Source organism: Rhodococcus sp. IEGM 1381, assembly GCF_030056795.1.
Lineage (GTDB): Bacteria > Actinomycetota > Actinomycetes > Mycobacteriales > Mycobacteriaceae > Rhodococcoides.
Window position 1 is genome coordinate 37604 of sequence record NZ_JASHKQ010000021.1, and the last position, 25691, is coordinate 63294.

The window sequence follows — 25691 nt, forward strand, 5'->3', positions numbered from 1 at the left end:
CACCGTCACGACGATGCCAGGAGTGAGAGCAACAATTCCGCGCGCACTCGCGCGGACGTGAGATCGACCGCGAGCAGTTCCTCGCACCGCGTGATCCGGTTTCGCAGCGTGTGCCGATGAACGGACAGTTGTGCGGCAGCGGTTTCCCAGTGCCCGTTGGCCTCGAGGAAAGCCCGGAGTGAGGCCACCAGATCGGCCGAGTGGACGCGGTCGTACTCGGCCAGCACGGCGATGGTCACCGCGGCCATGGCGCGCAACGACTCCTGCACCGGTTCGGAGGCCAGCAACATCGATCCGGTGAATTCGACGATGCGATCGTGGGATCCGGCAGCCGCGCAGGCGAGCGAGGCCTGTCGAAGCGCCGCGGTGGACTCGGTGATGTGAAGGCGGGAACTGAGCCCGACGCACGTCGATCGGGGTAACGAATCCATCGGGCGTGCAACGAACGTGGCGTCGTCCGAACCACGGAGCAGGAGCACGCAGCCGGTGTCGGTCGTCCGGGCGAAGGTGGGCCGTGCCAGGAGCCGAGACTCGGCATCGATCGCGTCGACGATGCGCTCGGATGGTCCGCGAACCACCGCAACCCTGATGTGAGAGTCGTCGTCGGCAGCGTCGGTGAGGTAGCTGGGCAAGTGCACGGCCTCGTCCGTTGTCAGATGCCCGTCGAGGAGCAGCCCCAGCGCCAGGGTGTTGAGCCTGGACTGTTCGGCGCGCAGGCGCGCCGGCTTCTCGAGTTCGAGGGTCACCAGTGAAACGGCATGCCCGAGCAGGATCTGCTCGACCCCGGTCATCGGCCCAGCGGTGCGGATGGCCAGGAAAGTCGGTGCGCTGCCGGTGATCGGGACGGAATGCAGACTCACGGTGCGGCCCGGTTCGCTCACCGAGACCGTGGCAGGCGACGCCGACGGACGGATGCTGCGAGCGATGTCGCGGGCCTGCTCGACGAGGTTCGATGCGTCCGTTGGATGGAACGATTCGGTGCGCCTACCGATCAGTGCCACCGATGTCGACGTGGCAACGGCGAGTTCGCGGACGATCGCGTCGACGCCGCCATGGAGAGCTGCCCGCGTGATGCGGTTCTGTACCGACGTAGCACGAACGACTTGCTCGTACTCCTGCTCCGAGATTCGCTTCATGACCGCCCGGATGACGGCAGCGAACGGAGTGTCGTAGGGAACTTCCACGACCGGAAGGCCTACGTCGTCTGCGGCATCGAGGAGATGCTGGGGAATTACGCTGTGAGACAGACCGATTCCGAATCCGAGGCAGGCAACACCGGCGTTCGCGAGGGTGCGAACGTAGGTGTCGAGAGCGGGACCGTCGGAGTCGAAACCCAGCCCGGTCGTCAGAATCAGCTCGCCGCCCGACAGCCATGGGCTGGGGTCGGTGAGCTCGGTTGCCTGCGCGAAGGTGATGGACGCAGAACTGCGCTCGGGTCCGCCGCGATGACTCAGTCGAAGGTGTTGCTGCCTCAGCAGCCAGGACATCTGCACGCTCACATGTCGCACTGTAATCCTGGGGTCGACGAAACGGAGTGTGATCGGCTCGCGGGATGGACGAAATGGCAACTGACCCGGAGATCGAGCAGTCGCATACTTGCTGAAACAGCCCAGACGAAAGGTGCGACCATGGCCTCGATCGAGTACCGACTTCCACAGGAGCGCAAGATCGTCACCGCGTTCCCCGGACCGAAGTCGTCGGCATTGGCGGAGCGCCGCAAGGCCGTCGTCGGTGCAGGCGTGGCGTCGACCCTTCCGGTCTACGTGGGCGACGCAGACGGCGGCGTCGTCGTCGATGTGGACGGCAACTCGCTGATCGATCTCGGTGCCGGAATTGCCGTGACCACCGTCGGTGCCTCGAATCCGGCTGTCGTCGCCGCCGTGCAGGATCAGGTCGCCCACTTCACCCACACCTGCTTCATGATCGCGCCCTACGAGGGTTACATCGCAGTCGCCGAGAAGTTGGCCGAACTCACCCCCGGAGATCACGACAAGCGCACCGTCCTGTTCAACAGCGGTGCCGAGGCAGTCGAGAATGCGGTCAAGATCGCCCGGCACGCCACCGGACGCTCGGCCGTCGCCGTGTTCGACCACGCCTACCACGGCCGCACCAACCTGACGATGGCACTGACCTCGAAGTCGATGCCGTACAAGAGCGGCTTCGGACCGTTCGCTCCCGAGGTCTATCGGGCCCCGATGTCCTACCCGTTCCGGGAGGGCCTGAACGCCGACGGTTCCTCGGTCAGCGGCGCGCAGGCTGCGGCGCGAGCGATCTCTGTCATCGAAAAGCAGGTCGGTGCAGCCAATCTCGCGGCCATCCTGATCGAGCCGATCCAGGGTGAGGGCGGCTTCGTCGTGCCGGCCGAGGGGTTCCTGCCGGCATTGGCCGACTGGGCGCGCGAGCACGACGTCGTCTTCATCGCCGACGAGGTGCAGTCCGGATTCACCCGAACCGGCGCGTGGTTCGCCAGTGAGCACGAGGGCGTCGTGCCGGACCTGATCACCATGGCGAAGGGCATTGCAGGAGGGATGCCGCTGGCCGCAGTCACCGGCCGCGCCGACCTGATCGATGCCGTGCACCCCGGCGGACTCGGCGGGACGTACGGCGGCAACCCCGTCGCCTGCGCTGCCGCACTGGCATCCATCGAGCAGATGGAGACGCTCGACCTCAATGCCCGCGCCCGCGACATCGAACGCATCGTGCTCGACCGGCTGCACGCGTTGACTCCGGACGTATCCATCATTGGTGAGATTCGCGGACGCGGAGCCATGCTGGCCGTCGAACTGGTCGTACCCGGTGGACGCGAGCCCAATCCCGAGGCCACCAAAGCCGTTGCGGCTGCGGCACTCGAGGCCGGGGTGATCGTGCTGACGTGCGGTACCTACGGCAACGTGATCCGCCTGCTGCCGCCCCTGGTGATCTCCGACGAGCTGTTGGACGACGCGCTCACTGTCCTCGAAGACGCACTTCGCTCTGTGGCACAGGGGAACTGACATGTCGGTCCACGATCTGATCTCCTCGCTGCCCACCGATCTCTGGCTCGGCGGTGCGCAGTCACCGTCGGCGTCGGGTGCCCGATTCTCCGTACTGAACCCGGCGACCGGCGAGGAACTGACCACCGTCGCCGACGCCACGGCGGCCGACGGAATCACCGCGCTCGATCTCGCGGCTGCGGCACAGGGGGAATGGGCGGCGACGCCGGCCCGCGAGCGGGCAGAGATTCTGCGGCGCGCCTTCGACCTGCTGCAGGCACGCGCCGCCGATTTCGCCCTGCTGATGACCCTCGAAATGGGGAAGTCGTTGGCGGAGAGCCGCGGTGAAGTGAACTACGGCGGCGAATTCCTGCACTGGTTCAGCGAGGAAGCTGTTCGGATCGGCGGCCGGTTCACCCCAGCGCCGGCAGGAAACGGCCGAATCCTGGTGACCAAGATGCCCGTCGGCCCGGTGCTTGCCATCACCCCGTGGAACTTTCCGTTGGCCATGGGAACGCGCAAGATCGGGCCCGCTCTGGCTGCCGGGTGCACCGTCATCGTCAAGCCGGCCGAGGACACTCCGCTCACGATGCTTCTTCTCGGGCAGGTGTTCGCCGACGCGGGGTTGCCCGATGGTGTGCTTTCGATCCTTCCGGCCTCCGACGCCGCGGCGGTCACCGGACCGCTGATGGACGACCCCAGGTTGAGGAAGATCACGTTCACCGGATCGACCGGAGTGGGAAAGCTGTTGGTACGCAACGCAGCCGACCGACTGCTACGGACGTCGATGGAGCTCGGCGGCAATGCCCCCTTCATCGTTTTCGACGACGCGGATATCGATGCGGCCGTGGACGGGGCGATGCTCGCCAAGATGCGCAACGGCGGCGAGGCGTGCACTGCGGCCAACCGCTTGTATGTCGCGAACTCGGTACGTGAAGAATTCACCGCGAAGTTGACGGCGCGAATCGAGGCCTTGACGGTTGGTCCGGGTGACCGAGAGGGTACCGATATTGGGCCGCTCATCAACGACAAGCAACGCAGAACGGTCATCTCGCTGGTCGACGATGCCGTCGCGAAGGGTGCCCGGGTGCGCACCGGCGGCACGACGCCGGACGGGCCCGGATTCTTCTATCGGCCAACGGTTCTCGATCGAGTACCAGCTGACGCGAATCTGTTGCGGGACGAAATATTCGGCCCGGTGGCAGCGATCGTCGGATTCGACACCGAGGACGAGGCGGTGACCGCCGCGAACGACACCCGCTACGGGTTGGTGGCGTACTTCTACACCGAGAACCTCGACCGAGCCCTGCGCGTGTCGGCGGCTCTGGACACCGGCATGGTCGGGGTCAATCGTGGCGCGATCTCGGATGCGGCCGCCCCGTTCGGTGGCGTCAAGGAATCGGGCTTCGGCCGCGAGGGCGGCACTGAGGGCATCGAGGAATACCTCGAGACCAAGTACATCGCGCTGCAGTAGCCGGTGCACGTAGCGCTCCACTCTCCGACCGTCAGCGCGGGAATCCCCGATCGACGGCCGGGAGTGGAGCGATACGTGCCGGCCTGTTGTCAGCCCTGGGCAGCCGCGATCCGGTCTTCGGCCAGACGATCTGCTGCGGCTCCCAGCAGAATGCCCTCGGCACGCGCGATGGCGAAGATTCCGGAGACGGTGTCGCGGATCTTCCCGATCGTGGCCATCACCTGGGCCGGATCCTTACCGCGCAGTTCGCCTTCCACCTGAATCAGTCCGCCGGCGTTGGCGACGTAATCGGGCACCCAGACGATTCCGCGCGCCGCCAGCATCGCTTCGACGTCGGGTGTGAGCAGCTGGTTGTTGGCCGCGCCGCAGACGATGGACGCCGTCAATCGGGCCACCGAGGAGGAGTCGAGGGTGGCACCCATGGCGCACGGTGCGTAAACGTCGACGTCGGCACCGATGATGTCGGATCCGATGGTGACCCCGGGGAAGTCCAGGGCGATGCGATCGAGTGCGGGTGCGTAGGAGTCGCTCACGATCACGTCGGCACCGGCTTCACGAAGCAGGGCGACAAGGTTGTAGCCGACTTTGCCTGCACCCTCGACGCCGATGCGCTTGCCGGTCAGATCATCGGAGCCCCAGACCGATTCGGCTGCGGCACGGAGCGAAAGGAAGACTCCGAGTGCGGTCTGCGGGCCGCTGTCGCCGGTTCCGCCCGCCGTGGTGTTCTTGCCGACGACGTGCGTCGTCTCTTCGGCGATGATGTCGAGGTCGTTGCTGTTGGTGCCCACATCGCCTGCGGTGACGTAGGTTCCGCCGAGGGACTCGACGAACCGGCCGTATGCGTTCAGCAGCGTCGGTGTCTTGATGGCGGTGGGATCGCCGATGATTACGGCCTTTCCGCCGCCGAGATCGACGCCCGCAACAGCGGCCTTGTAGGTCATTCCGCGGGAGAGCCGCAGTACATCGGTCAACGCATCCTGCTCGGATGCGTAGGGGTAGAAGCGAGTTCCGCCGAGGGCCGGCCCGAGAACGGTGGAGTGGACGGCGATGATTGCACGCAGCCCGGTGTCGCGATCCTGGCAGAACACGACGCGTTCGTGCGCGGAGTCGTGCGGCATGTCGGGACGGTCGAACACGCCAGCCGTCGTAGAGGGGAATTGGGGCGGGGTGCTGGCTACGGCGGCGGGGCGGTCGGCAACGACGGACACAGGCGGTCTCTTTCGGTGATGAGGCGGCGGTACCCGGAAATGGGTGGTACCCGGAACATGTCCGTCGAAGAGTGCCGTGAACGTGCACGCTGGTCAACCGCCGTCGCCGAGATCGTGCATGTTGCACGGTAGGGGCTGAATCGGTTTGGCAGAGCTGGTCTGCCTGCTCAGCGTCGGCCCTCGTCTGCGAGCTGCTCGAGCAGCGGCTTGGTGCGGTATTGGATCAGTTCCGACATGGCGATGGACATGTTGGTGCGCTCGACTCCTGGTATCTCGAGAATCAAACCGGCGATGCGATACAGGTCGTCGGCGTCGACGGCGGCGATGCGGATGTGCATATCTGCAGCCCCGGACAGTCCGAACACCTCAAGCACCTCCGGGATGGTGCGGAGATTCTCGGTGACCGCGGCCAGCATGTGTTGATTGACTCGCGCGGTGACGAACGCCTGCAGCGGTCGCCCCAGCGACTTCGGCGGGATGCGGTGATCGATCGGAGTGAGCGAGCCCTTGTCGTCCCATCGACCGAGACGAGCCTGGACGGTGTTTCGCGACAAGCCCAGTGTCGTGGCGAGTTCGACCCCGGTGGCGCGAGGCTTCGAGCAGAGGGCAAGGAGAAGCTTGGCGTCGGTCTTGTCCAAATCGGTCATTGCGCACTTCCTGTAGCCCGGTAGTCACCCAATATTGTGCACGCTGCGCAGTTCCGATGTCATCACTTGTGCAGTCTGGATGTCGGTGGTGTCCTTGTGAAGGACATCACATCAGGACGGAGAGTGCCAGGACCATGAACACCAACTCGCTGGTTCAGCTGATCAAAGAATCGGGAACCGTGGTGCGCAACGAGACCTACTCGCCTCTCGTCGCCGATATCGACACGGCCGCGATGATGGAGATGTATCGCGATCTCGTCGTCGTCCGGCGCATCGATTCCGAGGCCACCGCGTTGCAGCGGCAGGGCGAACTGGGTCTGTGGGCACCGCTGCTCGGCCAGGAAGCGGCGCAGGTCGGATCCGCTCGTGCGCTCGACACCGAGGACTTCGTGTTCGCCAGCTACCGCGAGCACGGTGTCGCTTACTGTCGCGGAGTAGACCCCACCCAGATGCTGCGGTTCTGGCGCGGATCGACGCTGTCCGGCTGGGACCCGTACGAGTACCGCATGACCACACCCGCGATCATCGTCGGATCGCAGGGTCTGCACGCGACCGGGTACGCGATCGGTATGCAGCTCGAGGGTGCCGAGGGTGCGGCCATCACCTACTTCGGTGATGGCGCGACCAGTCAGGGCGACATCTCGGAAGCGCTCGGTTTCGCCGCCAGTTTTCATGCGCCGGTGGTGTTCTTCTGCCAGAACAATCAATGGGCGATCTCGGAACCGGTGACGGTACAGACCAAGACGACGATCGCGGCCCGCGGCGAGGGCTTCGGTATTCCGTCGGTACGCGTCGACGGCAACGACGTTCTCGCCGTGCTGGCGGTGACCAGAGCAGCGCTGGCGCGCGCTCGAGAGGGCAGTGGCCCGACGCTCATCGAGGCCGTCACCTACCGGATGGGCCCGCACACCACGTCCGACGATCCGACGCGATATCGCTCGGGTGCCACCGACGACGAATGGCGTGCGAAGGATCCGATCGATCGAATCGAGAAGTTGCTCCGGCGAATCGGCGTGTACGACGACGCGTTCGCCGCCTCGGTGAAGCGCACCGCCGATGAGGTCGCTGCGGAACTCCGCCGTGGGTGCCTCGAGACCGTCGAGCCGGAAGCGATGTCGGTGTTCGACAACGTCTACGCCGATCCACACCCCCTCCTGGACGACGAGCGGGCTCAGTTCGCCTCATACCAGGCTGGTTTCGAAGGAGCTACGTCATGACTACCCTCGAGCAGCGGCCTACCAGTCTTCCGCTGGGCAAGGCCATCAATGCAGGTCTGCGACGAGCGATGGAGGACGACCCGAAGGTTCTCCTCATGGGCGAGGACATCGGCAAACTCGGCGGTGTCTTCCGCATCACCGACGGCCTGCAGAAGGACTTCGGCCCGGGTCGCGTACTCGATATGCCGCTGGCCGAATCCGGCATCATCGGCACCGCAGTCGGACTCGCGATGCGGGGATTCCGGCCGGTGTGCGAGATCCAATTCGACGGTTTCATCTACCCGGCCTTCGACCAGATCGTCTCGCAGGTCGCCAAGCTGCACTACCGCACGAGTGGCAACGTCAAGATCCCGATGACGATTCGAGTGCCCTACGGCGGCGGAATCGGTGCCGTCGAGCATCACTCGGAGTCTCCCGAGGGCTACTTCGCGCAGACCGCTGGCCTTCGCGTCGTCACCTGCAGCAATTCCGCAGATGGCTACTCGATGATCCAACAGGCCATTGCCAGCGACGACCCCGTCTTGTTCTTCGAGCCGAAGCGGCGATACTGGGAGAAGAGCCCGCTCGACCTGGACTCCACCGATCCGGGCGCGTCCTACCCGCTGCACCGGGCGCGAGTGGTCACCGAGGGTACCGATGTCACCCTCATTGCCTACGGCCCGCTCGTCGCCACCGCTCGCAAGGCCGCCGAAGTTGCTGCCCACGAGGGAATCTCGATCGAGGTCATCGATCTGCGCTCGCTGTCCCCGATCGACTTCGAGACCATCGAGGCCTCGGTACGCAAGACCGGGCGACTGGTCGTCACACACGAGGCTCCGGTGTTCATGGGCCTCGGCTCCGAGATCGCTGCACGGATATCGGAACGGTGCTTCTACAACCTGGAGGCACCGGTGCTGCGCGTCGGCGGCTTCGGGACCCCGTACCCCGCGTCGAAGCTCGAGAAGTTCTATCTCCCCGACGTCGACCGGATCCTCGACGCGGTCGACCGCTGCCGCTCCCACTGACCTTTCGCTCACTGCCGCCGACAGACACCGAACAGGATTCGACGATGCCCACCATCAAGAGCTTTCCGTTGCCCGACCTCGGGGAGGGTCTCACCGAGGCCGACCTGCTGACCTGGCTCGTCGCCGTCGGTGACACGATCGAGTTGAATCAGAACATCGCCGAGGTCGAAACAGCCAAGGCTGCCGTCGAACTTCCGTCACCGTTCGCGGGAGTCATTGTTGCGCTGCATGTCTCGGAGGGCGACACCGTCGAGGTCGGGGTGCCGATCATCGACATTCGGGTCGGTGGCGAGGACGGTGCCGAGCCGGAGCACGCCGCTGCCGATGTGGATGCTCCAGCACCTGTCGAGGAAAGCGATGAACGCGTCCCGGTTCTCGTCGGCTACGGCGTGGCGAAAGAGGGCTCCAGTCGACGCGGCGGTCGGGGAACGCCGCCGGTCACTGCGACACCGAACGGGCAGAACGGAAAGCCGCTCGCCGCGCCGCCGGTGCGAAAGATCGCCAGGGACAACGCCGTCGACTTGGCGGAGGTGCCCGCAACGGGGAGCCACGGCGACGTCACGCGTGAGGACGTCGAGACCTACCTGAAGGGTGAGGACCTGACGGAGACGTGGGCCCCGCACCGGACCGGCCGCGAAGAGCGCACGCCGATCAAGGGAGTGCGCAAACATACGGCGGAGGCGATGGTGCGCAGTGCATTCACGGCTCCGCACGTCACCGAATTCGTGACCGTGGACGTCACCGAGACCCTGACCCTGCTGGAATCCCTCCGGTCCTCGACCCACTTCGCGGACGTGCGACTGACTCCGCTGGCGTTGGTGTCCAAGGCGGTTCTCGTTGCACTGAGATCGAATCCGTCCCTCAACTCGTCCTGGGACGAGGCGGCTCAGGAGATCGTCACCAAGCACTACGTCAACCTTGGTATCGCCGCGGCGACCCCGCGCGGCCTGATGGTGCCGAACATCAAGGATGCACACGAACTCTCGTTGGTGGATATCGCGCGTGCACTGGCCGATCTGACGCGTACCGCGAAGGAAGGCAAGAGCAGTCCGGCCGACCTCGCCGACGGCACGATCACGATCACCAACGTCGGAGTGTTCGGAGTCGACGCCGGGACGCCCATTCTCAATCCCGGCGAAGCGGCCATCCTGTGCTTCGGTTCGATCCGCCGTATGCCCTGGGAATACGAGGGTGCCATCGCACTGCGTTCGGTGACGACGCTGTCCCTGTCGTTCGATCACCGTCTCGTCGACGGCCAGCAGGGATCACAATTCCTCGCCCTCGTCGGTCGGTTGCTCAGCACTCCCATGGATATGATCGCCCTGAGCTGATTCCGCAGCTCGGCTCGATGGAGACAGCTCGATGGAGACAAGGGTGCGCGCGTGGCCGAGGCGATCGACGAGTACTTCCTGAAGCAGGTTCGCTCCGCCCGGCCCGGTGGGTCGCTCGTCGCCGATCCGGATCGACTGCTTCGGTACTTCGATGCGCAGCTCGCCAGCAGGCATCTCGATTTCGCGGCCCGTTGGTTGCAGTCCGAGGGCTTCGGTTACTACACGATCGGATCGTCCGGGCACGAAGCCAACGCAGCCGTCGGGGCCGCGACCGAGGTCACCGACCCGGCACTGCTGCACTACCGATCCGGTGGTTTCTATGCTGCACGTGCACAACAGTATTCGGACTCGACCCCGATCCGGGACGTGCTGGCGAGTCTGGTCGCCTCGACTCGCGATCCCATGTCCGGCGGTCGCCACAAGGTGTTCGGGCATCCGGCTCTGGGCATCGTCCCGCAGACGTCGACCATCGGATCCCAGGTTCCGCGCGCGGTCGGCTTGGCTTTCGCGCTCGGCCGGGCGAAGGCGCTGCGACATCGAACCCCGTGGCCCGAGAACGCCGTTGTGGTGTGCAGCTTCGGCGACGCCTCGGCCAACCATTCCACGACGGTGGGCGCGCTCAACTCGGCTGCCTACTGTGCGCATCAGTCCGTTCCGATGCCGATCCTGTTCGTCTGCGAGGACAACGGAATCGGTATCAGTACCCGATCACCGCGAGGGTGGATTGCGCAATCGCTCGGCCGGTTCCCCTCGATCGAGTACGTGCGGGCCGACGGCAACGATCCGGCCGAGCTGATGCGCACCGTCGATGCCGCCGTTGCCACGGTGCGGAATCGGCGGCGTCCGTTAGTGCTTCACCTCGAGACGGTTCGGCTGATGGGCCACGCCGGATCGGATGCCGAACTCGCCTACCGCTCGAGCGCAGACATCGTCGGTGACTACGAGCGAGATCCGTTGCTGGCCAGCGCTCGTGCGTTGGTCGACGCCGGGATCTTGACGGCCGCCGACGTCGAAGGCCGCTACGAGGCGATGCGCAAGACCGTCATGACCGAGGCCGAAGCGATGGTCGACTCCCTGCGCTCCGGGACGTCGGCGCGACTGGCGACTGCCGAGGCGGTGATGGCCCCGCTCACCGATCGGCGACCGACCGCGGTGGCTGCCACCGAGCAGAGCCTGAGACCCGCAGAGGGCGGGCCGCGTCTGACGCTCGCCGCCATGATCAACAGGACGCTCACCGACATCATGACGGCGCGACCGGACGTGCTCGTGTTCGGCGAGGACGTGGCCGTCAAAGGCGGCGTCTACGGCGTCACAAAGGGCTTGCGCAAGAAGTTCAGCGCAGCAAGAGTTTTCGACACTCTGCTCGACGAGCAGACGGTGCTCGGCACCGCCCTGGGTGCTGCGCTCGCCGGCTTCGTTCCGATACCCGAGATTCAGTACCTGGCCTATTTGCACAATGCCGAGGATCAGCTGCGCGGTGAGGCCGCGTCGCTGAAGTTCTTCTCCGACGCCCAGTACACCAACGGAATGGTGGTGCGCATCGCTGGTCTGGCCTATCAGCGCGGTTTCGGCGGGCACTTTCACAACGACAACGCGGTCGCCGTCCTGCGCGACATTCCGGGCATCGTGGTTGCTGTTCCGAGTTCGGCGGCCGAGGCCGCCGGTCTCCTGAGAACCTGTGTGGCACTGGCCGTGGAGGAGGGGCGAGTGTGCGTATTTCTGGAGCCCATTGCGCTCTATCACCGCACCGATCTGCTCGACGGCGACGGCGCACTGCGCTGCGCTGACGAAGCGCCGGGCGATTTCGGCACCGTCGCACACCATCTCGACGGAGATGATCTGGTCATCGTCACCTTCGGTAATGGAGTGGTGATGAGCCGACGCGCGGCGTCCACGTTGCGCGAACGCGGGATTGCGGTGACGGTCGTGGACCTACGTTGGATAGTTCCCCTGCCGGCCGAGGATCTGTTGCACCGGGTGGCACGCTTCGATCGAGTGCTGATCGCCGACGAGACCCGGCACGACGGGGGAGTGGGTGAGGGCGTCGTGACCGCTCTCGTCGAGGGCGGCTACGACGGTGCCGTCGCACGAGTCTCGAGCAAGAATTCGTTCGTCCCCCTCGGCAGCGCGGCGGATCTCGTCCTCCTGTCGGAAGACGAGATCGTCGCTGCGGCCGTGCGGATGATGGACGTCGGGTGACCTAGTGAACCGGTTGTGCGGGGGCGAGCGCCTCGCTATCGCTGCGTGCCGGTGCCCGGATGAAGAACGACGCCGCCACCGCGACCAGTGATACGGCCCCGCCGTAGAGGAAGGCGGTATGAATTCCGGCCTCCGAGCCGCCCACGGCAGTTGCGCCGTCGGCGATTCTGGTTGCTGCGGTGTTGGACATCACGGTGACGAACAGTGCGGTACCAGCGGCACCGGCCAACTGCTGAACCGTGCTGAAGATGGCACTGCCGTGCGAGTAGAGCTGGGTGGGTAGCGATCCCAGCGACGAGGTCATGAGCGGCGTCATGATGAGAGCCAGACCCGCCGAGAGCAACATGTGGATACCGATCACGTTCGGCAGTGCAGTCTGCGCGTCCAGCACGGTCATCGACCACAGCGCGCCGCTCACCACCACGGCACCGGGAATGACCAACGGGCGCGGCCCGATTCGATCGAAGATGCGTCCGGCGAATGGGGCGAGCAGACCCATCAGGAGTCCGCCGGGAAGCAGCATCAGTCCGGTGTCGAGAGTGTCGAGTCCGCGCACGTTCTGCAGATACATCGGTAGCAGGATCAATGCGCCGAACAGGGCCATCATCGAAATCGCGATCATGCCGAGTCCGATACTGAAGGTGGGAGTGCGGAACGGACGCATGTCCAGCAGTGCGCCGCCGCGATCCTGACGCGAGATCTGCCGGAGAACGAACACCACGAGGGCGACAGCGCCGACGACCAACGGCAGCCATGCCGGCACCACGGACTCCTCGGCCGAATGTCCCAGGCTGCTCAGTCCGTAGACGATGCCGCCGAAAGCCAACGCGGACAACACGACCGATACAGGATCGAACGACGGCCGACTGGTCTGGGTCACGTTCTTCACCAGAGTGGTCCCGATGGCGAACGCGATGAGTGCGATCGGAAGAACGAGCCAGAACATCCAACGCCAGTCCAGCGAATCGAGGATGATCCCCGAGATCGTCGGACCGATCGCGGGTGCCACAGCGATGACGATGGAGATCACGCCCATCATCGCTCCGCGCTTGTGCGCCGGAACCACGGTGAGCACCGTTGTCATCAACAGCGGCAACATGATCGCCGTGCCGCTGGCCTGGGTGACGCGTCCGAGCAGGAGCAGCTCGAATCCCGGGGCGGAGGCAGCGAACAGAGTGCCGACGGTGAACAGTGTCATGGCCGCCACGAACACCTGACGCAGAGTGAAGCGCTGGAACAGGAAGCCGGTGACGGGAATGACCACCGCCATCGTCAGCAGAAATCCGGTGGTGAGCCACTGCGCCGTCGTCGCGGAGATGTCGAGGTCGACCATCAGGGTGGGCAGCGCCACGCTCATGATCGTCTCGTTCAGGATCATGACGAACGCCGCGATGACAAGAATGCCGATCAGTAACTTGCTGCCCGGCGCGAGCTGCGCGTCGGATGCGTGGTCGGTCTCAGGTGTGGTCATGTGTCGAGAACTTTCGCGTATGGGTTCAAGGTGTGGAGCTGACTTTTATAAAGACAGCTTGAATCATGGTGACAGCTACTGTCAACTTGAACTTTGCTGGTATGTTGACAGCGAAACAAGCGGGCTACCGATGGATGGAGGACGATGAGCGACCGGGTACCGGATCTGCGAGAGCGACGTCGTCGAGAAACCCTTCTCGAGATCACCCGTGCTGCGCTCGATCTGTTCGAGACACAAGGCTGCGTTGCGACGACAGTCGACCAGATCGCCCGCCGGGCCGGCGTATCGCCCAGTACGTTCTTTCGTAGTTTTACATCCAAGGAAGAATCGGTTCTCGGCCTCGCCCCGGAGTTCGAGTTCGACATCGACGCCTGGCTGACATCGACGGCACCGGACGGCATCACCCTCACCGCGATCGAAGCACTGTACGAGCGATCCGTCGAACGATTTTCCGCTGCACCCTACGAAGCGAGAGATCGTCTCCTGCGTACCCGGCGGTTGATCGGTCGCGACGACCATCTGCGGGCCGCCGCTTTCGCGGCCGACGCCATGACGCTGTGTCGCGTCACCGATTCGGTGGCCGCCAAGCTAGCTGGTCACGAATCACGTTCATATGCACGGTTGTTGGTCGAGGGGGCCGGTATGGCCATGCGAATCGCCTTCGACGACTGGGCTGAGCGCATAGATGCCGGACAGGACGCCGATCTGGTGGATATTTACCGAACGACGCTCATCGATCTGCGACGCGTCGTCGCCGGCTGAGCGTCTCGTCGTGCACGGAACTTCGTAGCGGGGGAGGAGTTTTCGTGCACGTGGCGCGAAGCGCCTCTCACCCGAAGCGGTGCGGAGCCACGTCGCTTGCCCGTAGTCCGCGCTCGGTGACATCGACCGGAAGTGGTTGCTGCCGTACCAGAGACGCGCCGACCCGGGCCAGCGCCGCGCACGTCTGTATTCCGTACCCACCCTGACCGGCGCACCAGAAAAAACCCTCGATGTTCGGATCGAACCCGACGACCGGAGTGCGGTCGGGCACGAAGCTGCGCAGGCCGGCCCAGGACGACCGCACGTGCCGCGCTGTCAACGTCGTTGCCTCGGCAATGTCGTCGAATGCTCGGGCAATCTCCAACTCGTCCGGGCGGGCATCACTCGGCTCGATGGGTGTCTCGTCCGCAGGCGAACACAATAGTTGCGCGCCTTCGGGTTTGATGTAGAACTTCTCGTCGATGTCGCTCAACGTCGCCAGGTGCGCGGTATCGAGGTCCTCGGGTGCGGCCACCATGAACACCGAGCGACGCATGGGCACGAGTCCGATGGGCTCGGCACCCGCCATCGCACCGAGAACATCCGCCCATGCGCCCGCGGCGTCGACGACGAGTGGAGCAGTGTGTGTCGACCCATCGGTGGTGTGCGCGTGCCACAGGCCGTCGATGCGCCTCAGTGACCTCACCCCGGTCCCTGTGTGGACACGCCCGCCCCGCGCACGGAGCCCTCGCACGTAGCCCTGATGCAGTGCGTGTACGTCGACTTCCATCGAATGCGGCTCGTACAGAGCGCAATCGATCAGTTCGGGGCGCAGTGGCGGAAAGAACGTGCGCGCGTCGGCAGGCGAGACCAGTTGCGCGTCGGGCGTCAATCGGCTGACGTCGGCGTACATCGCCTCGAGCGCGTCGCCTCGTCCGGTGGACGCGAACTGCAGCAGGGGGCGCGGGGCGAGCAGTTCGGATCGAAAGTGCTCCGGCGGGTTCTCCAGGAAGTCTCGGCTGGCCGTCGTCAGCGCACGAATCGTGTTGTTGCCGTAGGTTTCCAGAAACAGAGCGGCCGAGCGTCCGGTGGTGTGGAAGGCCAGGGTCTTCTCGCGCTCGAGCAGGGTGACTCGGTGATCGCTCGCGAGTTCGTATCCGAGCGAGACACCCCCGATTCCGCCGCCGACAACTATGACATCGGTGGTAGGCGTGTCGCGAGCAGACGTGCTCATCGAGTTCTCCCGTTCTTCGGCTGGGTCATTGTCGGCTGGGCGGTCCATTGAGCGCCGGGGCCGACCGCCTCGTCGAAGATCAGCCAGGTTCGCGTCGACAGTATCCCGTCCAGTCCCTGCAACTTGTCGAGCACCAGATGTCGTAGCGCCGATGTGTCGGGAGCACGGACCAGAACGAGCGCATCGAAATCACCGCCCATCAAGCTGACGTGCTCGACGAACGGGAAGGTACTCAGGTCGTCGGCGACGGCACGCCACGAATCCTGCCGGATGGACAGAGCCACATAGGCGGATGCGCCGACTCCGGCCTTCTCGTAGGCGATGCGTGCGGTGAACCCCTCGATGACGCCTTCGTCGAGGAGTCGGTCGACGCGTACGTAGGCGTGTGCCCGGGAGATATGGGTTGCCTCGGCCAAGGCGCGCATGGACATTCGGCCGTCGCGGCTCAGCTCGGTGACGATGCGCCGATCGACGTCGTCGAGCTCGTACTCGGTCTGTGCCATCCGTCCACTCCAGGTCGTTCACGAGAGGTCTGTATGGACAGAATGCCACATTCGGCACATCTTGGGGCCATACATCTACATTCTTACCTCTGATTTGAAAGCTGGTCTATTGGACCGCACTCTGTGTAGAACAGGAAGCCGAGACGAACACGTGCAGAAGGGGTACCGCATGACCACGACGGACACTCTCGATCACGTCACGACCTCGGTCGCACGGCGCGTTCGCGAGGGATACGAAGCAGATTTCGTCGAATGGACCGATCGTGGTATCGATCTCGTCCGAACTTTCCCCGGCTTTCTCGGTGGCGGCTGGCTGCGCAGTTCCGGCGGATCCAACGACTATCACGTGGTGTACCGGTTCGAGACCCACGACAACCTCGACGCATGGCTGCACTCGGACTCTCGACGCCGCTGGCTCAGCAGCGGCCGGCCCATCGCCGACGACGTTGCAACACATCGTCTTTCCGGAGTGGAGGGATGGTTCGAGCCGCAATCCAACCTGACCGACGCAGTTCGAGTGATCGGCGGACCGCCACCCCGGTGGAAGCAGGCGATCTCGATCGGTGTGGCGTTCTATGCCGTCAGCTTGCTGGTCAACATCGTTCTCACACCACATCTGACAGGGTTGAACGTGGCCCTTCGAACGGCGGTCGTGGTGATGATGTGCACGCCGTTGATGGTCTACGTGGTGATGCCGTTCGTCACCTCGCGTCTGCGGAAGTGGCTCGTACCGCGCGCCTGAAGGCCGCCTCTCGCCTATACAGTCGAGATCATGCCCGACGCCCCTGTGCACAACCAGTTCGCTCTCGACGGAGCCTGGAACTTTCGAGACCTCGGCGGTGTTCGCACTGTCGACGGCTCGAACATTCGGCCCGGAAAGTTCTATCGCGCATCGGAATTGAGTGCTCTCACCGAGAGCGGACAACGTGCCGTCGTCGATCTCGGGATACGCACGGTGTTCGATTTTCGCAGTGACTCCGAGATCTCACGAAGTGGTGTCGACAGAGTTCCGGACGGCGTGCAGTCGATCTCGGTGCCGTTCCACAACGACAGCGGTGAGCGCGCTCCGCACGAGGCTCCGACCCACGAAGAACAGAGTCAGGTCGACTACCTCCTGCGCGCGTACGCGTCGTTTCCGGTGCTGGACGGGGCTGCGTACGCGATCAAGCAAGTGGCCGAGGCCATCGCCGCCGGCCGAGGCGGAGTTCTGGTGCACTGCGCCGCAGGTAAGGACCGAGCCGGGTGGACCGTCGCGACTGTACTGCGGGCAGTCGGAGTGAGCGAGGACGAGATCCTCGCCGACTACCTCGCCAGCAATGCTGCGGTGGAGCCTCTGCTCGCCCACGTGCGCCGGACGTGGGCGGGTATCGATGACGCCGGAGTGCCCGGGGAAGCGTTGTTGGGAGTCCGCGCGTCCTATCTGGAGCGCGGCATGGCGGCTGTGACGTCGAATCACGGATCGTTCGAGGCGTACCTGAGTCACCTCGGTATCGATGAACATCTGCGCGGACGGCTCGTCGCCGAATTGGTTCAGGACTGAGCGGTACCCTCTGCGTCATGCGAATCGGACAGACGGCCCCGGATTTCGAGCTCCCCGATCATTCGGGTGAAACCCGTGCGCTCACCGAGCTGACGGCATCGGGCCCGGTGGTGCTGTTCTTCTATCCTGCGGCAAACAGCCCCATCTGTACCGCCGAGGCCTGCCATTTCCGGGACCTAGGAACAGAATTCAACAGATTCGGTGCGCAACGGGTAGGGATCAGCACCGACACCCGCGACAAGAATCAGCACTTCGCTCTGCAGCGGTCCTTCGACTTTCCGTTGCTGTCCGATTCCGACGGCACGGTTGCGGAGCAGTTCGGAGTGCGGCGAGGTGGGTGGCTCACCCGGCGGCGTCGGCTTCGTGAGCTCGAAGGCGGGCGGGCGCATGCGGCACACCGTGGTTATCTGCGGCAGTTACTGTCCGTGAAGCGGACGACATTCGTGATAGATCGGCACCGAGTGGTGCGGATGGTGGTGCAGAGCGAACGCGGTCACGTGCATGCGACCAAGGCCCTCGAATACCTGCGTTATCTGTCCTGACGCCGAAGTGCGCTGCTATTCGTTCGCGCCGCTGAACAGGGCGGTGTAGACGGCAGGCTTCGAAGCTTCGGCGTGCGCATCGGTCGAGGCGTCGTCGGGATGGCTGAAGAGTGCCTCGTTCTTGTCTTTGTGTTCCATTCCCCGAGCATGCCCCTGATCGACCGCAATAGCCACTCGCCGCGCGGACTGGGCCGGTGCACCGTCGAAACGACCGGTCAGGGCACAGCTGCCAGGGTGGGATACTGCTCGGGTGCCCGATGAAACTCTGTTCGACGCCTTGCGCCGCGAGCCCGACGCGGAGGCACCCAACCTCCATGCTGTCGACGCCGCGGACCGTCTCGTACTCGATACCGTCGACGAGCGTCCGGGAGTGGACAGAACGGTGCCGATCGCGGTGATCGGCGATCGTTACGGTGCCCTCACGCTCGGCGCCGTGGCGCTGGGCTTCACGGATGTGCGGGTCCATCAGGACGCCGTCACCGGCATGCAGGCGCTCGAACTGAACGCTGCGCGGGTTGCCAAGACCGGCTCCTACACCCAGCACACGCTCGGTGCGGAGCTGTTCGACGGCGTCGGCACGGTACTGATGCAGTTGCCGCGAGGTCTGGCCGAGCTGACTGAGATTGCCGAGCACATCGCCGCGCACTCATCAGCGGATGTCGTCGTCCTCGCGGGCGGACGAGACAAACACATGACCCCAGCCATGAACGATGTGCTGCGACGGTCATTCACGACTGTCACGGCCGGCCGCGGCCGGCAGAAGGCCCGAGTGCTCACCGCGACCGGGGCGGTGGCGTCGGCCATGACGTATCCGGTGAGCAAACGTCTCGCGGATATCGACATGACGGTCGTGGCCCATGGCGCTGTGTTCGCCGGGGCAGGCTTGGACATCGGAACGCGGTTTCTGCTCGAGTTCGTTCCGAAGATGATGCCGCGTGCTCGCACGGCCGTCGACTTGGGTTGCGGTACAGGGATTCTCGCAGCAGAGCTGGCTCGAACCCGGCCTGATCTGGAGGTGATCGCCACCGACCGTTCGGCTGCAGCGATCGCGTCGGCAGCGGCGACGGCGGAGGCGAACGGGACTCGGATCGCGGTGATCGCCGACGATGCGATGTCGACCTTCGAATCGGAGTCGGTCGATCTGGTGGTCTGCAATCCGCCGTTTCACGAGGGTGCTGCGGTGCACACGGGCGGGGCGAGCAAATTGTTCGCGGCCGCCGGTCGGGTACTGCGGCCCGGCGGACAACTGTGGACGGTGTTCAACACTCACCTGAACTACCGACGCGAACTGGCCGACGCCGTGGGCGCAACCGATCCGATGGGACGCAACGGCAAGTTCACCGTCGCTCGCTCGGTACGGCCGAGCGAGCAACGGTAGACGTCAGGTAACGGGGCCGCCGTCTTCCGGGGTTCCGTCGATCTGGCCGCGGTTGCGGCCGAGATCCTCGACGAGAGTGCCTTCGACGATCTCGGCCTGACGCTGACCTTCCGCGTAGTCGATGTCGGGATCCTCGTCGGATTCCTCGATGACGTGGTCGACCAGTTCCTCGGTCAACTCGTCGTCGGGGGTCTCGGTGATCGGTCGTTCGAGATCCTCCTCGACCGCGATGTCGGGTTCTTCCTCGCTGAGCTTGAGGTCCAGGCTCTCGCCCTCCGCGGCCTCGCGAGCGGTGGTACCGAAGCTGTTGGCCTCGCTCCAGTGGTCGGGGGGATAGACAACGGTATCGCCATCGTCGTTGCGCACCTCATCGGAGTCGACGCTTTCGCTGGGGTCCAAGGTCTGGTCGGGTCCGTCTTCGATTGCCATTTCCTCATAGTGCCCGTTTCGATTCGGTGTCACACACGCGGTCGTCTCCGCGTATGGAGGGCGTACCCGGTAGAGTCCGTTTTGTCCGTCGTAGAAGTTCTCCTCTCGGGAACTTTTGTCCGGATGTCAGACGTTCTACTGATGACCGACGGGGAGATCCCCGGTGGGGATCAGAACTTACGAAGGGAAGAGACACGGTGCGCACCTCCAGCAACCCGGTGTTCCGCAACCTGCCCAAGCAGCAGGGCGGCGGCTACGCCACATTCGGATCTGCGACGGCTGGAGCCTCGCAGGCCGCAACCTTCGGCCAGCATCCCGGAACGCAGGCCGATCCATACACCACGCAGCCCGCACAGCGGGCCATGACCATCGATGACGTCGTCACCAAGACCGGCATCACCCTCGGTGTGCTGAGCGTGACGGCGATCATCTCGTACCTCCTCGTCTCCAACAACACCGACTTGGCCATCCCATTCGTGATCGGCGGTGGCTTGATCGGCTTCGGCTTGGTCATGTTCGCGACCTTCGGTCGCAAGATGGACAACAAGGCGATCGTCCTCGCCTACGCCGCCGCAGAAGGCGTGTTCCTCGGCGCACTGTCGCTGATGTTCACCGGTGTCGAGTTCGGTGGGGTCGGCGGATCCGCCCTCATCGGCCAGGCAGTTCTTGGCACGTTCGGCGTCTTCTTCGGCATGCTGATCGTCTACAAGACCGGCGCAATCCGTGTCACCCCGCGGTTGACCCGCATGGTCGTCGGTGCCCTCATCGGCGTCGTCGTGCTGATGCTCGGCAACCTCGTTGCCAGCTTCTTCATGGAGGACGGCTTCGGACTCCGCTCCGGCGGACCGCTGGCCATCATCTTCAGCCTCGTCTGCATCGGTATCGCCGCGTTCAGCTTCCTGCTGGACTTCGATCAGGCCGATCAGCTGATCCGTGCACAGGCACCGGAGAAGGCCGCCTGGGGCGTCGCCCTCGGTCTGACCATCACCTTGGTCTGGCTGTACGTCGAGATCCTGCGTCTGCTGAGCTACTTCCAGAACGACTAGTACTCACGAGAAAGCCCCGCCACTCCTTTCGGAGGGCGGGGCTTTTTCGTTGGTACCGGTCAGGTCAGCTGAGTCGTTCCAGCACCATGGCCATACCCATGCCGCCGCCGACGCACATGGTCTCGACGCCGAACGTCTTGTCGTGTGTCGTCAGGTTGTTCAGCAGCGTGGTGGTGATCCGGGCACCGGTCATGCCGAACGGGTGGCCGATCGCGATGGCACCGCCGGAGACGTTGAGCTTGTCCTCTTCGATGCCGAGGTCGCGTGCCGAGCCGAGGACCTGCACCGCGAAGGCCTCGTTGATCTCGAACAGGTCGATGTCGGAGATGGACATTCCGGCGATCTTCAGCGCCTTACGGGTGGCCTCGATAGGACCGAGGCCCATGATCTCGGGAGACGTGCCGGTGACTCCGGTGGAGACGATCCGAGCCAACGGCGTCAGGCCCAGTTCCTTGGCCTTGGTGTCGCTCATGATGACGAGCGCTGCTGCGCCGTCGTTGAGCGGGCACGCGTTACCGGCGGTGATGGTGCCGTTCGGTCGGAAGACCGGCTTGAGCTGGCTGATCTTTTCGTAGGTGGTGCCGGCGCGAGGGCCGTCGTCGGTGTTGACGACGGTGCCGTCGGGCAGGGTCACCGGGGTGATCTCCCGCTCGAAGAAGCCGGCGTTGATGGCCTCTTCGGCGCGGTTCTGGCTGCGGACGCCCCAGTGGTCCTGGTCCTCGCGGGTGATGCCGGTGAGCAGCGCGACGTTCTCGGCCGTCTGGCCCATCGCGATGTACGCGTCGGGCAGTTCGCCGTTCTCGCGGGGATCGGTCCAGCTGTCCGCGCCCTCTTCCTGTGCCTTCTTGGTGCGGGCTTCGGCGTCGGCGAAGATCGGGTTGTGGCTCGCGGGCAGTGAGTCGGAGCTGCCGTGGATGAAGCTGGACACGCTCTCGACACCGGCGGAGATGAAGACGTCACCCTCGCCTGCCTTGATCGCGTGCAGCGCCATCCGGGTGGTCTGCAGCGAGGACGAACAGTAGCGCGTGATCGTAGTGCCGGGGAGCGAGTCGTAGCCGAGCTGAACCGCGACGATGCGAGCGAGGTTGTTGCCCTGCATGCCGCCGGGCAGACCGCAGCCCAGGAGGAGATCGTCGATGTCCTTGGGGTCGAGCGAGGGCACCTTGGCCAGCGCGGCGGCGACCATCTGAGCGGTGAGGTCGTCGGGACGAATGTCCTTGAGCGACCCCTTCATCGCCCTGCCGATCGGTGAGCGCGCGGTGGCGACGATGACTGCCTCTGGCATGAGATCTCCTTCGAATCGATACTGCTTACCTGCACTGTTACCGCCGAGTAGGCGATGTCCGTGTCCGAACTTACAACCCCACCGATCCACCGCCGGCACGACGTACGAGATCGTCCGACGCAGTGCCGATCTCGGCGTCGAGCTCGGCGGTTCTCCTGCGCAGGAAGCGGTCGAGTGCGGCCGTGGCGCGGGGGATGGCCTTGCGTGATTCGGCGGCAGCAGAGACCGTCGGTAGCTCGGGCAGGGGACCGCCGTGCCACACCCCCAACGCCGATGCGAGCACGGGCAGAATCTGCTGCGCCGCGAGCTCGTAGCCGGCGGCCGACGGGTGGAAGCGGTCCGCCGAGAACATGGTGTCGGGGGCCGCGAGAAACTCGGGGGAGAGCAGATCCGCGAGCGCCACCGGATGGCCGCCGGCGCTCAGAGTCCTCGCCGTCTGGGCGTTCGCGAGGCGTCGACCCCAATTGCGCACGACGGTGCGCAGCGGTTGCGGAATGGCCGTCACGACACCGAGATCGGGACACGTACCCACGGCGACCGCGCAGCCCTTCGCGGTCAGTCGCTCGACCGCGTCGCCCAATCTCGCCGCAGATGCAGGAATGGAGAACTTCTTGGTGACGTCGTTCGCGCCGACGAAGATGACCGCGGCATCGGGCGGCGGGCCCGCGACGAACATGGCGTCGACCTGGCCTTCGAGGCCCTTGGAGGTGGCACCGGCAATTGCCTTGGTGCTCAGTCGAATTCGCTGACCGGTTTCCTCGGCCAGGCCGCGGGCGAGCAGGACGCCCGGGACTTCGTCGGCGACGATGCAGCCCACCCCTGCCGCCGTGGAGTCGCCGAAGATCATCAGATGAATATCTGCTGAATTTCCCATTCGCCACCGTTCGGGGGCTGCGCAGCCCGCGGTGTAGACGCCGTCCGCCTCCGGTGGCTTGGCGATATTTCGCCCGATGACGCCCCGCGCCGCAGCGGCCTGCCCCATCAGATGTCGGTAGGCGGCCCAGGATGCAGTCCCTGCTCCAGAGCCCGCAAGTACCGTCGCGGCGCTCGCTTTCGCAGCGGTGCGCCATCCGCTCGCCGTCACAGATCGATCCCTCTCGTGGTGCCGTCGATACCATCGTAGGCGGGCGTCGACCGCCGTGGCCGAGAGTCGAATAGCTGCATCTGGGAAGATGATGCAATGCGCATCGCTCAGCACATCACCGAACTCATCGGCAACACCCCGTTGGTGAAATTGTCCACCGTCATCGGCGACGGTGCCGGCACGGTCGCGGCCAAGATCGAGTACCTCAACCCGGGTGGTTCGTCCAAGGACCGCATCGCCGTGAAGATGATCGACGCGGCCGAGGCGTCGGGCGAACTGAAGCCCGGCGGCACCATCGTCGAACCCACGTCCGGCAACACCGGCGTCGGTCTCGCGCTCGTCGCGCAGCAGCGCGGCTACAAGTGTGTGTTCGTGTGCCCGGACAAGGTCGGCGAGGACAAGCGCAACGTGCTGCGCGCCTACGGAGCAGAGGTCGTCGTGTGCCCGACGGCTGTCGCACCCGAGGACCCCAACAGCTACTACAGCGTCTCCGATCGACTCGTTCGTGAGATCGAGGGCGCCTGGAAGCCGAACCAGTACTCCAACCCGGCCGGACCGGCCAGCCACTACGAGACCACCGGTCCCGAGATCTGGGCCGACACCGACGGAAAGATCACTCACTTCGTCGCAGGCGTCGGCACCGGCGGCACCATCTCCGGCACCGGCAAGTACCTCAAGGAGGTCTCCGGAGGCAAGGTCAAGGTCATCGGCGTCGACCCCGAGGGATCGGTCTACTCCGGCGGTACGGGACGCCCGTACCTCGTCGAAGGTGTCGGCGAGGACTTCTGGCCGACGGCCTACGACCCATCCATCCCGGACGAGATCATCGCCGTCTCCGACAACGATTCGTTCGACATGACCCGTCGCCTCGCCCGCGAGGAAGGCCTGTTGGTCGGCGGCTCGTGCGGAATGGCCGCCGTTGCCGCAATCCAGGTCGCCGAGCGCGAAGGTCCCGACGCGTTGGTCGTCGTGCTGCTGCCCGACGGCGGACGCGGCTACCTGGCGAAGATTTTCAACGACTCGTGGATGTCGTCGTACGGTTTCCTGCGTTCGCGTCTGGACGGCACGACCGAGGAGACCTCCGTCGGCGCAGTGCTGCGCGGAAAGTCCGGTGCTCTGCCGGATCTGGTGCACACACACCCCTCCGAGACCGTGCGTGACGCCATCGAGATTCTGCGCGAGTACGGCGTCTCGCAGATGCCAGTCGTCGGAGCCGAGCCACCCGTCATGGCGGGCGAGGTTGCCGGCAGCGTCACCGAACGCGATCTGCTCAGCGCCGTGTTCGAGGGTCGCGCTGCGCTGGCAGACCCCGTCGCCAAGCACATGAGTGCACCGTTCCCATTGATCGGTGCGGGTGAAACCGTCTCCGACGCCACCAAGGCACTCGGCGAATCCGATGCGCTGATGGTCGTCGAAGAAGGCAAGCCCGTCGGCGTCATCACTCGCCACGACCTGCTCGGGTTCCTCAGCAAGGGCGCGTAGGCCCGGCGTAACCCAATGCATTACGTCGAATCCGGCGACGGTCCGGCGATGGTGTTTCTGCACGGCAACCCGACATCGTCGTATTTGTGGCGGGACGTGACCAGCGTCGTCGCGCCTGCCGGCTTTCGCTGCATTGCCGTCGACCTCGTCGGAATGGGTCGTTCCGGTAAGTCGTCGTCCGGTTACCGTTTGGTCGACCACATTGCCCACGTCGGTGAATTCATCGACGAGCTCGGTCTGTCCGACGTCACTCTCGTCGGCCACGACTGGGGCTCGGTCATCGCTCTCGCTCTCGCCCGCTCGGATCCGAGCCGGGTGCGCGGCGTAGCGGTGATGGAGGGTCATATACGTCCCATCGATAGATGGGACGACATGGACGACGGCGCAAGAGAACTGTTCTCGGCGTTGCGCACCGCCGGTGTGGGTGAGCGAATGGTGTTCGAGGACAACGTCATGATCGAGACAGTGCTGCCATCGGGAATCCTTCGGACACTGAGTCCCGACGAAATGGATGCCTACCGTCGGCCATTCGTGGATCCAGCCTCGCGCACGCCGATGCTCCGGTGGACGCGTGAGATCCCGATCGCAGGGGAGCCGTCGGATGTCGTCTCGATCGTGACGAGCAATCAGCAGGTGTTCGCGGATGCAACGATGCCGACTTTGCTTTTGCACGGCACTCCGGGTGCGGTTATCGGGCGCACCGAAGTCGAGTGGTGCCGAAACCATGGACGCGCGATGACTATCGTCGACGTGGGCAGTGGCACGCATTTTCTTCCCGAGGATCAACCCGCTGCAACAGCCGAGGCCCTCCTGGGTTGGGCCACGGATGTGAGTGGAACTTCGTAGCCTGCTACGGGCGGATTCGAGCGGTGGTTGCAACGTGCCTGATCATTAGGGATGTTTG

24 protein-coding genes are annotated in these 25691 nt (G+C 64.9%); 14 read left to right on the forward strand and 10 right to left on the reverse strand.

Annotated elements, in window-relative coordinates; translation table 11 throughout:
• Positions 1–5: 5 nt before the first annotated feature.
• Positions 6–1499: a PucR family transcriptional regulator gene (locus QM797_RS24550; protein ID WP_283278302.1), complete on the reverse strand. Its 1494-nt coding sequence runs from the start codon at positions 1497–1499 to the stop codon at positions 6–8.
• A 129-nt stretch (positions 1500–1628) separates the two neighbouring features.
• Between QM797_RS24550 and gabT the strand changes: the two genes are divergently transcribed.
• Both gabT and QM797_RS24560 read left to right on the forward strand, forming a co-directional pair.
• Positions 1629–2993, forward strand: coding sequence for a 4-aminobutyrate--2-oxoglutarate transaminase (gabT, locus tag QM797_RS24555; RefSeq protein ID WP_283278303.1), 1365 nt, complete (start codon positions 1629–1631; stop codon positions 2991–2993).
• A 1-nt stretch (position 2994) separates the two neighbouring features.
• Positions 2995–4446 carry an NAD-dependent succinate-semialdehyde dehydrogenase gene (locus QM797_RS24560; RefSeq protein WP_283278304.1) on the forward strand — a complete coding sequence of 484 codons (1452 nt, stop codon included), beginning with the start codon at positions 2995–2997 and terminating at the stop codon, positions 4444–4446.
• An 89-nt stretch (positions 4447–4535) separates the two neighbouring features.
• Here the strand turns inward: QM797_RS24560 and QM797_RS24565 are convergent, their stop codons facing one another.
• Both QM797_RS24565 and QM797_RS24570 read right to left on the reverse strand, forming a co-directional pair.
• Positions 4536–5564 carry a Glu/Leu/Phe/Val family dehydrogenase gene (locus QM797_RS24565; protein ID WP_283278305.1) on the reverse strand — a complete coding sequence of 343 codons (1029 nt, stop codon included), beginning with the start codon at positions 5562–5564 and terminating at the stop codon, positions 4536–4538.
• A 257-nt stretch (positions 5565–5821) separates the two neighbouring features.
• A complete protein-coding gene (locus QM797_RS24570) occupies positions 5822–6301 on the reverse strand; it encodes an Lrp/AsnC family transcriptional regulator (protein WP_269608397.1) in 480 nt (159 codons plus the stop codon).
• Positions 6302–6435: 134 nt separating this feature from the next.
• On the opposite strand from QM797_RS24570, the gene pdhA reads away from it, so the two are divergent.
• Genes pdhA through QM797_RS24590 form a run of 4 tightly spaced genes read left to right on the forward strand, consistent with a single transcriptional unit; the run spans position 6436 to position 12052 of the window.
• The gene (pdhA, locus tag QM797_RS24575; protein ID WP_283278307.1) at positions 6436–7518 is read left to right on the forward strand and encodes a pyruvate dehydrogenase (acetyl-transferring) E1 component subunit alpha; all 1083 of its coding nucleotides are present in this window, start codon (positions 6436–6438) and stop codon (positions 7516–7518) included.
• On the forward strand, positions 7515–8522 hold the full coding sequence (locus tag QM797_RS24580; RefSeq protein ID WP_283278308.1) for an alpha-ketoacid dehydrogenase subunit beta: 1008 nt from the start codon (positions 7515–7517) through the stop codon (positions 8520–8522). The genes pdhA and QM797_RS24580 overlap by 4 nt, the downstream gene beginning before the upstream one ends.
• A gap of 44 nt (positions 8523–8566) precedes the next feature.
• Positions 8567–9853, forward strand: a complete 1287-nt coding sequence (locus tag QM797_RS24585) for a dihydrolipoamide acetyltransferase family protein (protein WP_283278309.1) — start codon at positions 8567–8569, stop codon at positions 9851–9853.
• A 51-nt stretch (positions 9854–9904) separates the two neighbouring features.
• A complete protein-coding gene (locus QM797_RS24590; protein WP_283278310.1) occupies positions 9905–12052 on the forward strand; it encodes a thiamine pyrophosphate-dependent enzyme in 2148 nt (715 codons plus the stop codon).
• Between the two features lies 1 nt (position 12053).
• Here the strand turns inward: QM797_RS24590 and QM797_RS24595 are convergent, their stop codons facing one another.
• Positions 12054–13523 carry an MDR family MFS transporter gene (locus QM797_RS24595; RefSeq protein WP_283278311.1) on the reverse strand — a complete coding sequence of 490 codons (1470 nt, stop codon included), beginning with the start codon at positions 13521–13523 and terminating at the stop codon, positions 12054–12056.
• A 144-nt stretch (positions 13524–13667) separates the two neighbouring features.
• Between QM797_RS24595 and QM797_RS24600 the strand changes: the two genes are divergently transcribed.
• On the forward strand, positions 13668–14285 hold the full coding sequence (locus QM797_RS24600) for a TetR/AcrR family transcriptional regulator (protein WP_283278312.1): 618 nt from the start codon (positions 13668–13670) through the stop codon (positions 14283–14285).
• Between the two features lie 67 nt (positions 14286–14352).
• Here QM797_RS24600 and QM797_RS24605 read toward each other — a convergent pair whose 3' ends face one another.
• Together QM797_RS24605 and QM797_RS24610 are read right to left on the reverse strand one after the other, a co-directional pair.
• Positions 14353–15498 (reverse strand): NAD(P)/FAD-dependent oxidoreductase, encoded by a 1146-nt coding sequence (locus tag QM797_RS24605; protein WP_283278313.1) that lies wholly within the window; start codon positions 15496–15498, stop codon positions 14353–14355.
• Positions 15495–16001, reverse strand: a complete 507-nt coding sequence (locus QM797_RS24610; protein WP_283278314.1) for an Lrp/AsnC family transcriptional regulator — start codon at positions 15999–16001, stop codon at positions 15495–15497. The genes QM797_RS24605 and QM797_RS24610 overlap by 4 nt, the downstream gene beginning before the upstream one ends.
• A 169-nt stretch (positions 16002–16170) precedes the next feature.
• On the opposite strand from QM797_RS24610, the gene QM797_RS24615 reads away from it, so the two are divergent.
• From QM797_RS24615 to QM797_RS24625, 3 genes are read left to right on the forward strand one after another with little or no spacing between them, the layout of a single operon-like run.
• Complete coding sequence (locus tag QM797_RS24615) at positions 16171–16743, forward strand: antibiotic biosynthesis monooxygenase (RefSeq protein WP_283278315.1); 573 nt, start codon at positions 16171–16173, stop codon at positions 16741–16743.
• Positions 16744–16773: 30 nt separating this feature from the next.
• Positions 16774–17541: a tyrosine-protein phosphatase gene (locus QM797_RS24620; protein WP_283278316.1), complete on the forward strand. Its 768-nt coding sequence runs from the start codon at positions 16774–16776 to the stop codon at positions 17539–17541.
• Between the two features lie 17 nt (positions 17542–17558).
• Complete coding sequence (locus tag QM797_RS24625) at positions 17559–18083, forward strand: peroxiredoxin (RefSeq protein ID WP_283278317.1); 525 nt, start codon at positions 17559–17561, stop codon at positions 18081–18083.
• Positions 18084–18098: 15 nt separating this feature from the next.
• Here QM797_RS24625 and QM797_RS24630 read toward each other — a convergent pair whose 3' ends face one another.
• Complete coding sequence (locus tag QM797_RS24630) at positions 18099–18221, reverse strand: hypothetical protein (RefSeq protein ID WP_254925592.1); 123 nt, start codon at positions 18219–18221, stop codon at positions 18099–18101.
• 112 nt (positions 18222–18333) lie between these two features.
• On the opposite strand from QM797_RS24630, the gene QM797_RS24635 reads away from it, so the two are divergent.
• Entirely contained in the window at positions 18334–19461 is a 1128-nt protein-coding gene (locus QM797_RS24635; protein WP_283278318.1) for a class I SAM-dependent methyltransferase, read from the forward strand.
• Positions 19462–19464: 3 nt separating this feature from the next.
• Here the strand turns inward: QM797_RS24635 and QM797_RS24640 are convergent, their stop codons facing one another.
• Positions 19465–19890 carry a hypothetical protein gene (locus QM797_RS24640; protein WP_283278319.1) on the reverse strand — a complete coding sequence of 142 codons (426 nt, stop codon included), beginning with the start codon at positions 19888–19890 and terminating at the stop codon, positions 19465–19467.
• Between the two features lie 197 nt (positions 19891–20087).
• Between QM797_RS24640 and QM797_RS24645 the strand changes: the two genes are divergently transcribed.
• Positions 20088–20936 (forward strand): Bax inhibitor-1/YccA family protein, encoded by an 849-nt coding sequence (locus QM797_RS24645; protein WP_032404782.1) that lies wholly within the window; start codon positions 20088–20090, stop codon positions 20934–20936.
• Between the two features lie 64 nt (positions 20937–21000).
• On the opposite strand, the gene QM797_RS24650 is transcribed toward QM797_RS24645, so the two are convergent.
• Positions 21001–22221: an acetyl-CoA C-acetyltransferase gene (locus tag QM797_RS24650; protein ID WP_037188472.1), complete on the reverse strand. Its 1221-nt coding sequence runs from the start codon at positions 22219–22221 to the stop codon at positions 21001–21003.
• Between the two features lie 70 nt (positions 22222–22291).
• Positions 22292–23305, reverse strand: coding sequence for an SGNH/GDSL hydrolase family protein (locus QM797_RS24655; RefSeq protein ID WP_283278320.1), 1014 nt, complete (start codon positions 23303–23305; stop codon positions 22292–22294).
• 96 nt (positions 23306–23401) lie between these two features.
• On the opposite strand from QM797_RS24655, the gene QM797_RS24660 reads away from it, so the two are divergent.
• Both QM797_RS24660 and QM797_RS24665 read left to right on the forward strand, forming a co-directional pair.
• Entirely contained in the window at positions 23402–24787 is a 1386-nt protein-coding gene (locus QM797_RS24660; protein WP_283278321.1) for a cystathionine beta-synthase, read from the forward strand.
• Between the two features lie 15 nt (positions 24788–24802).
• Entirely contained in the window at positions 24803–25633 is an 831-nt protein-coding gene (locus tag QM797_RS24665) for a haloalkane dehalogenase (protein WP_283278322.1), read from the forward strand.
• The last annotated feature ends 58 nt before the right edge of the window (positions 25634–25691 follow it).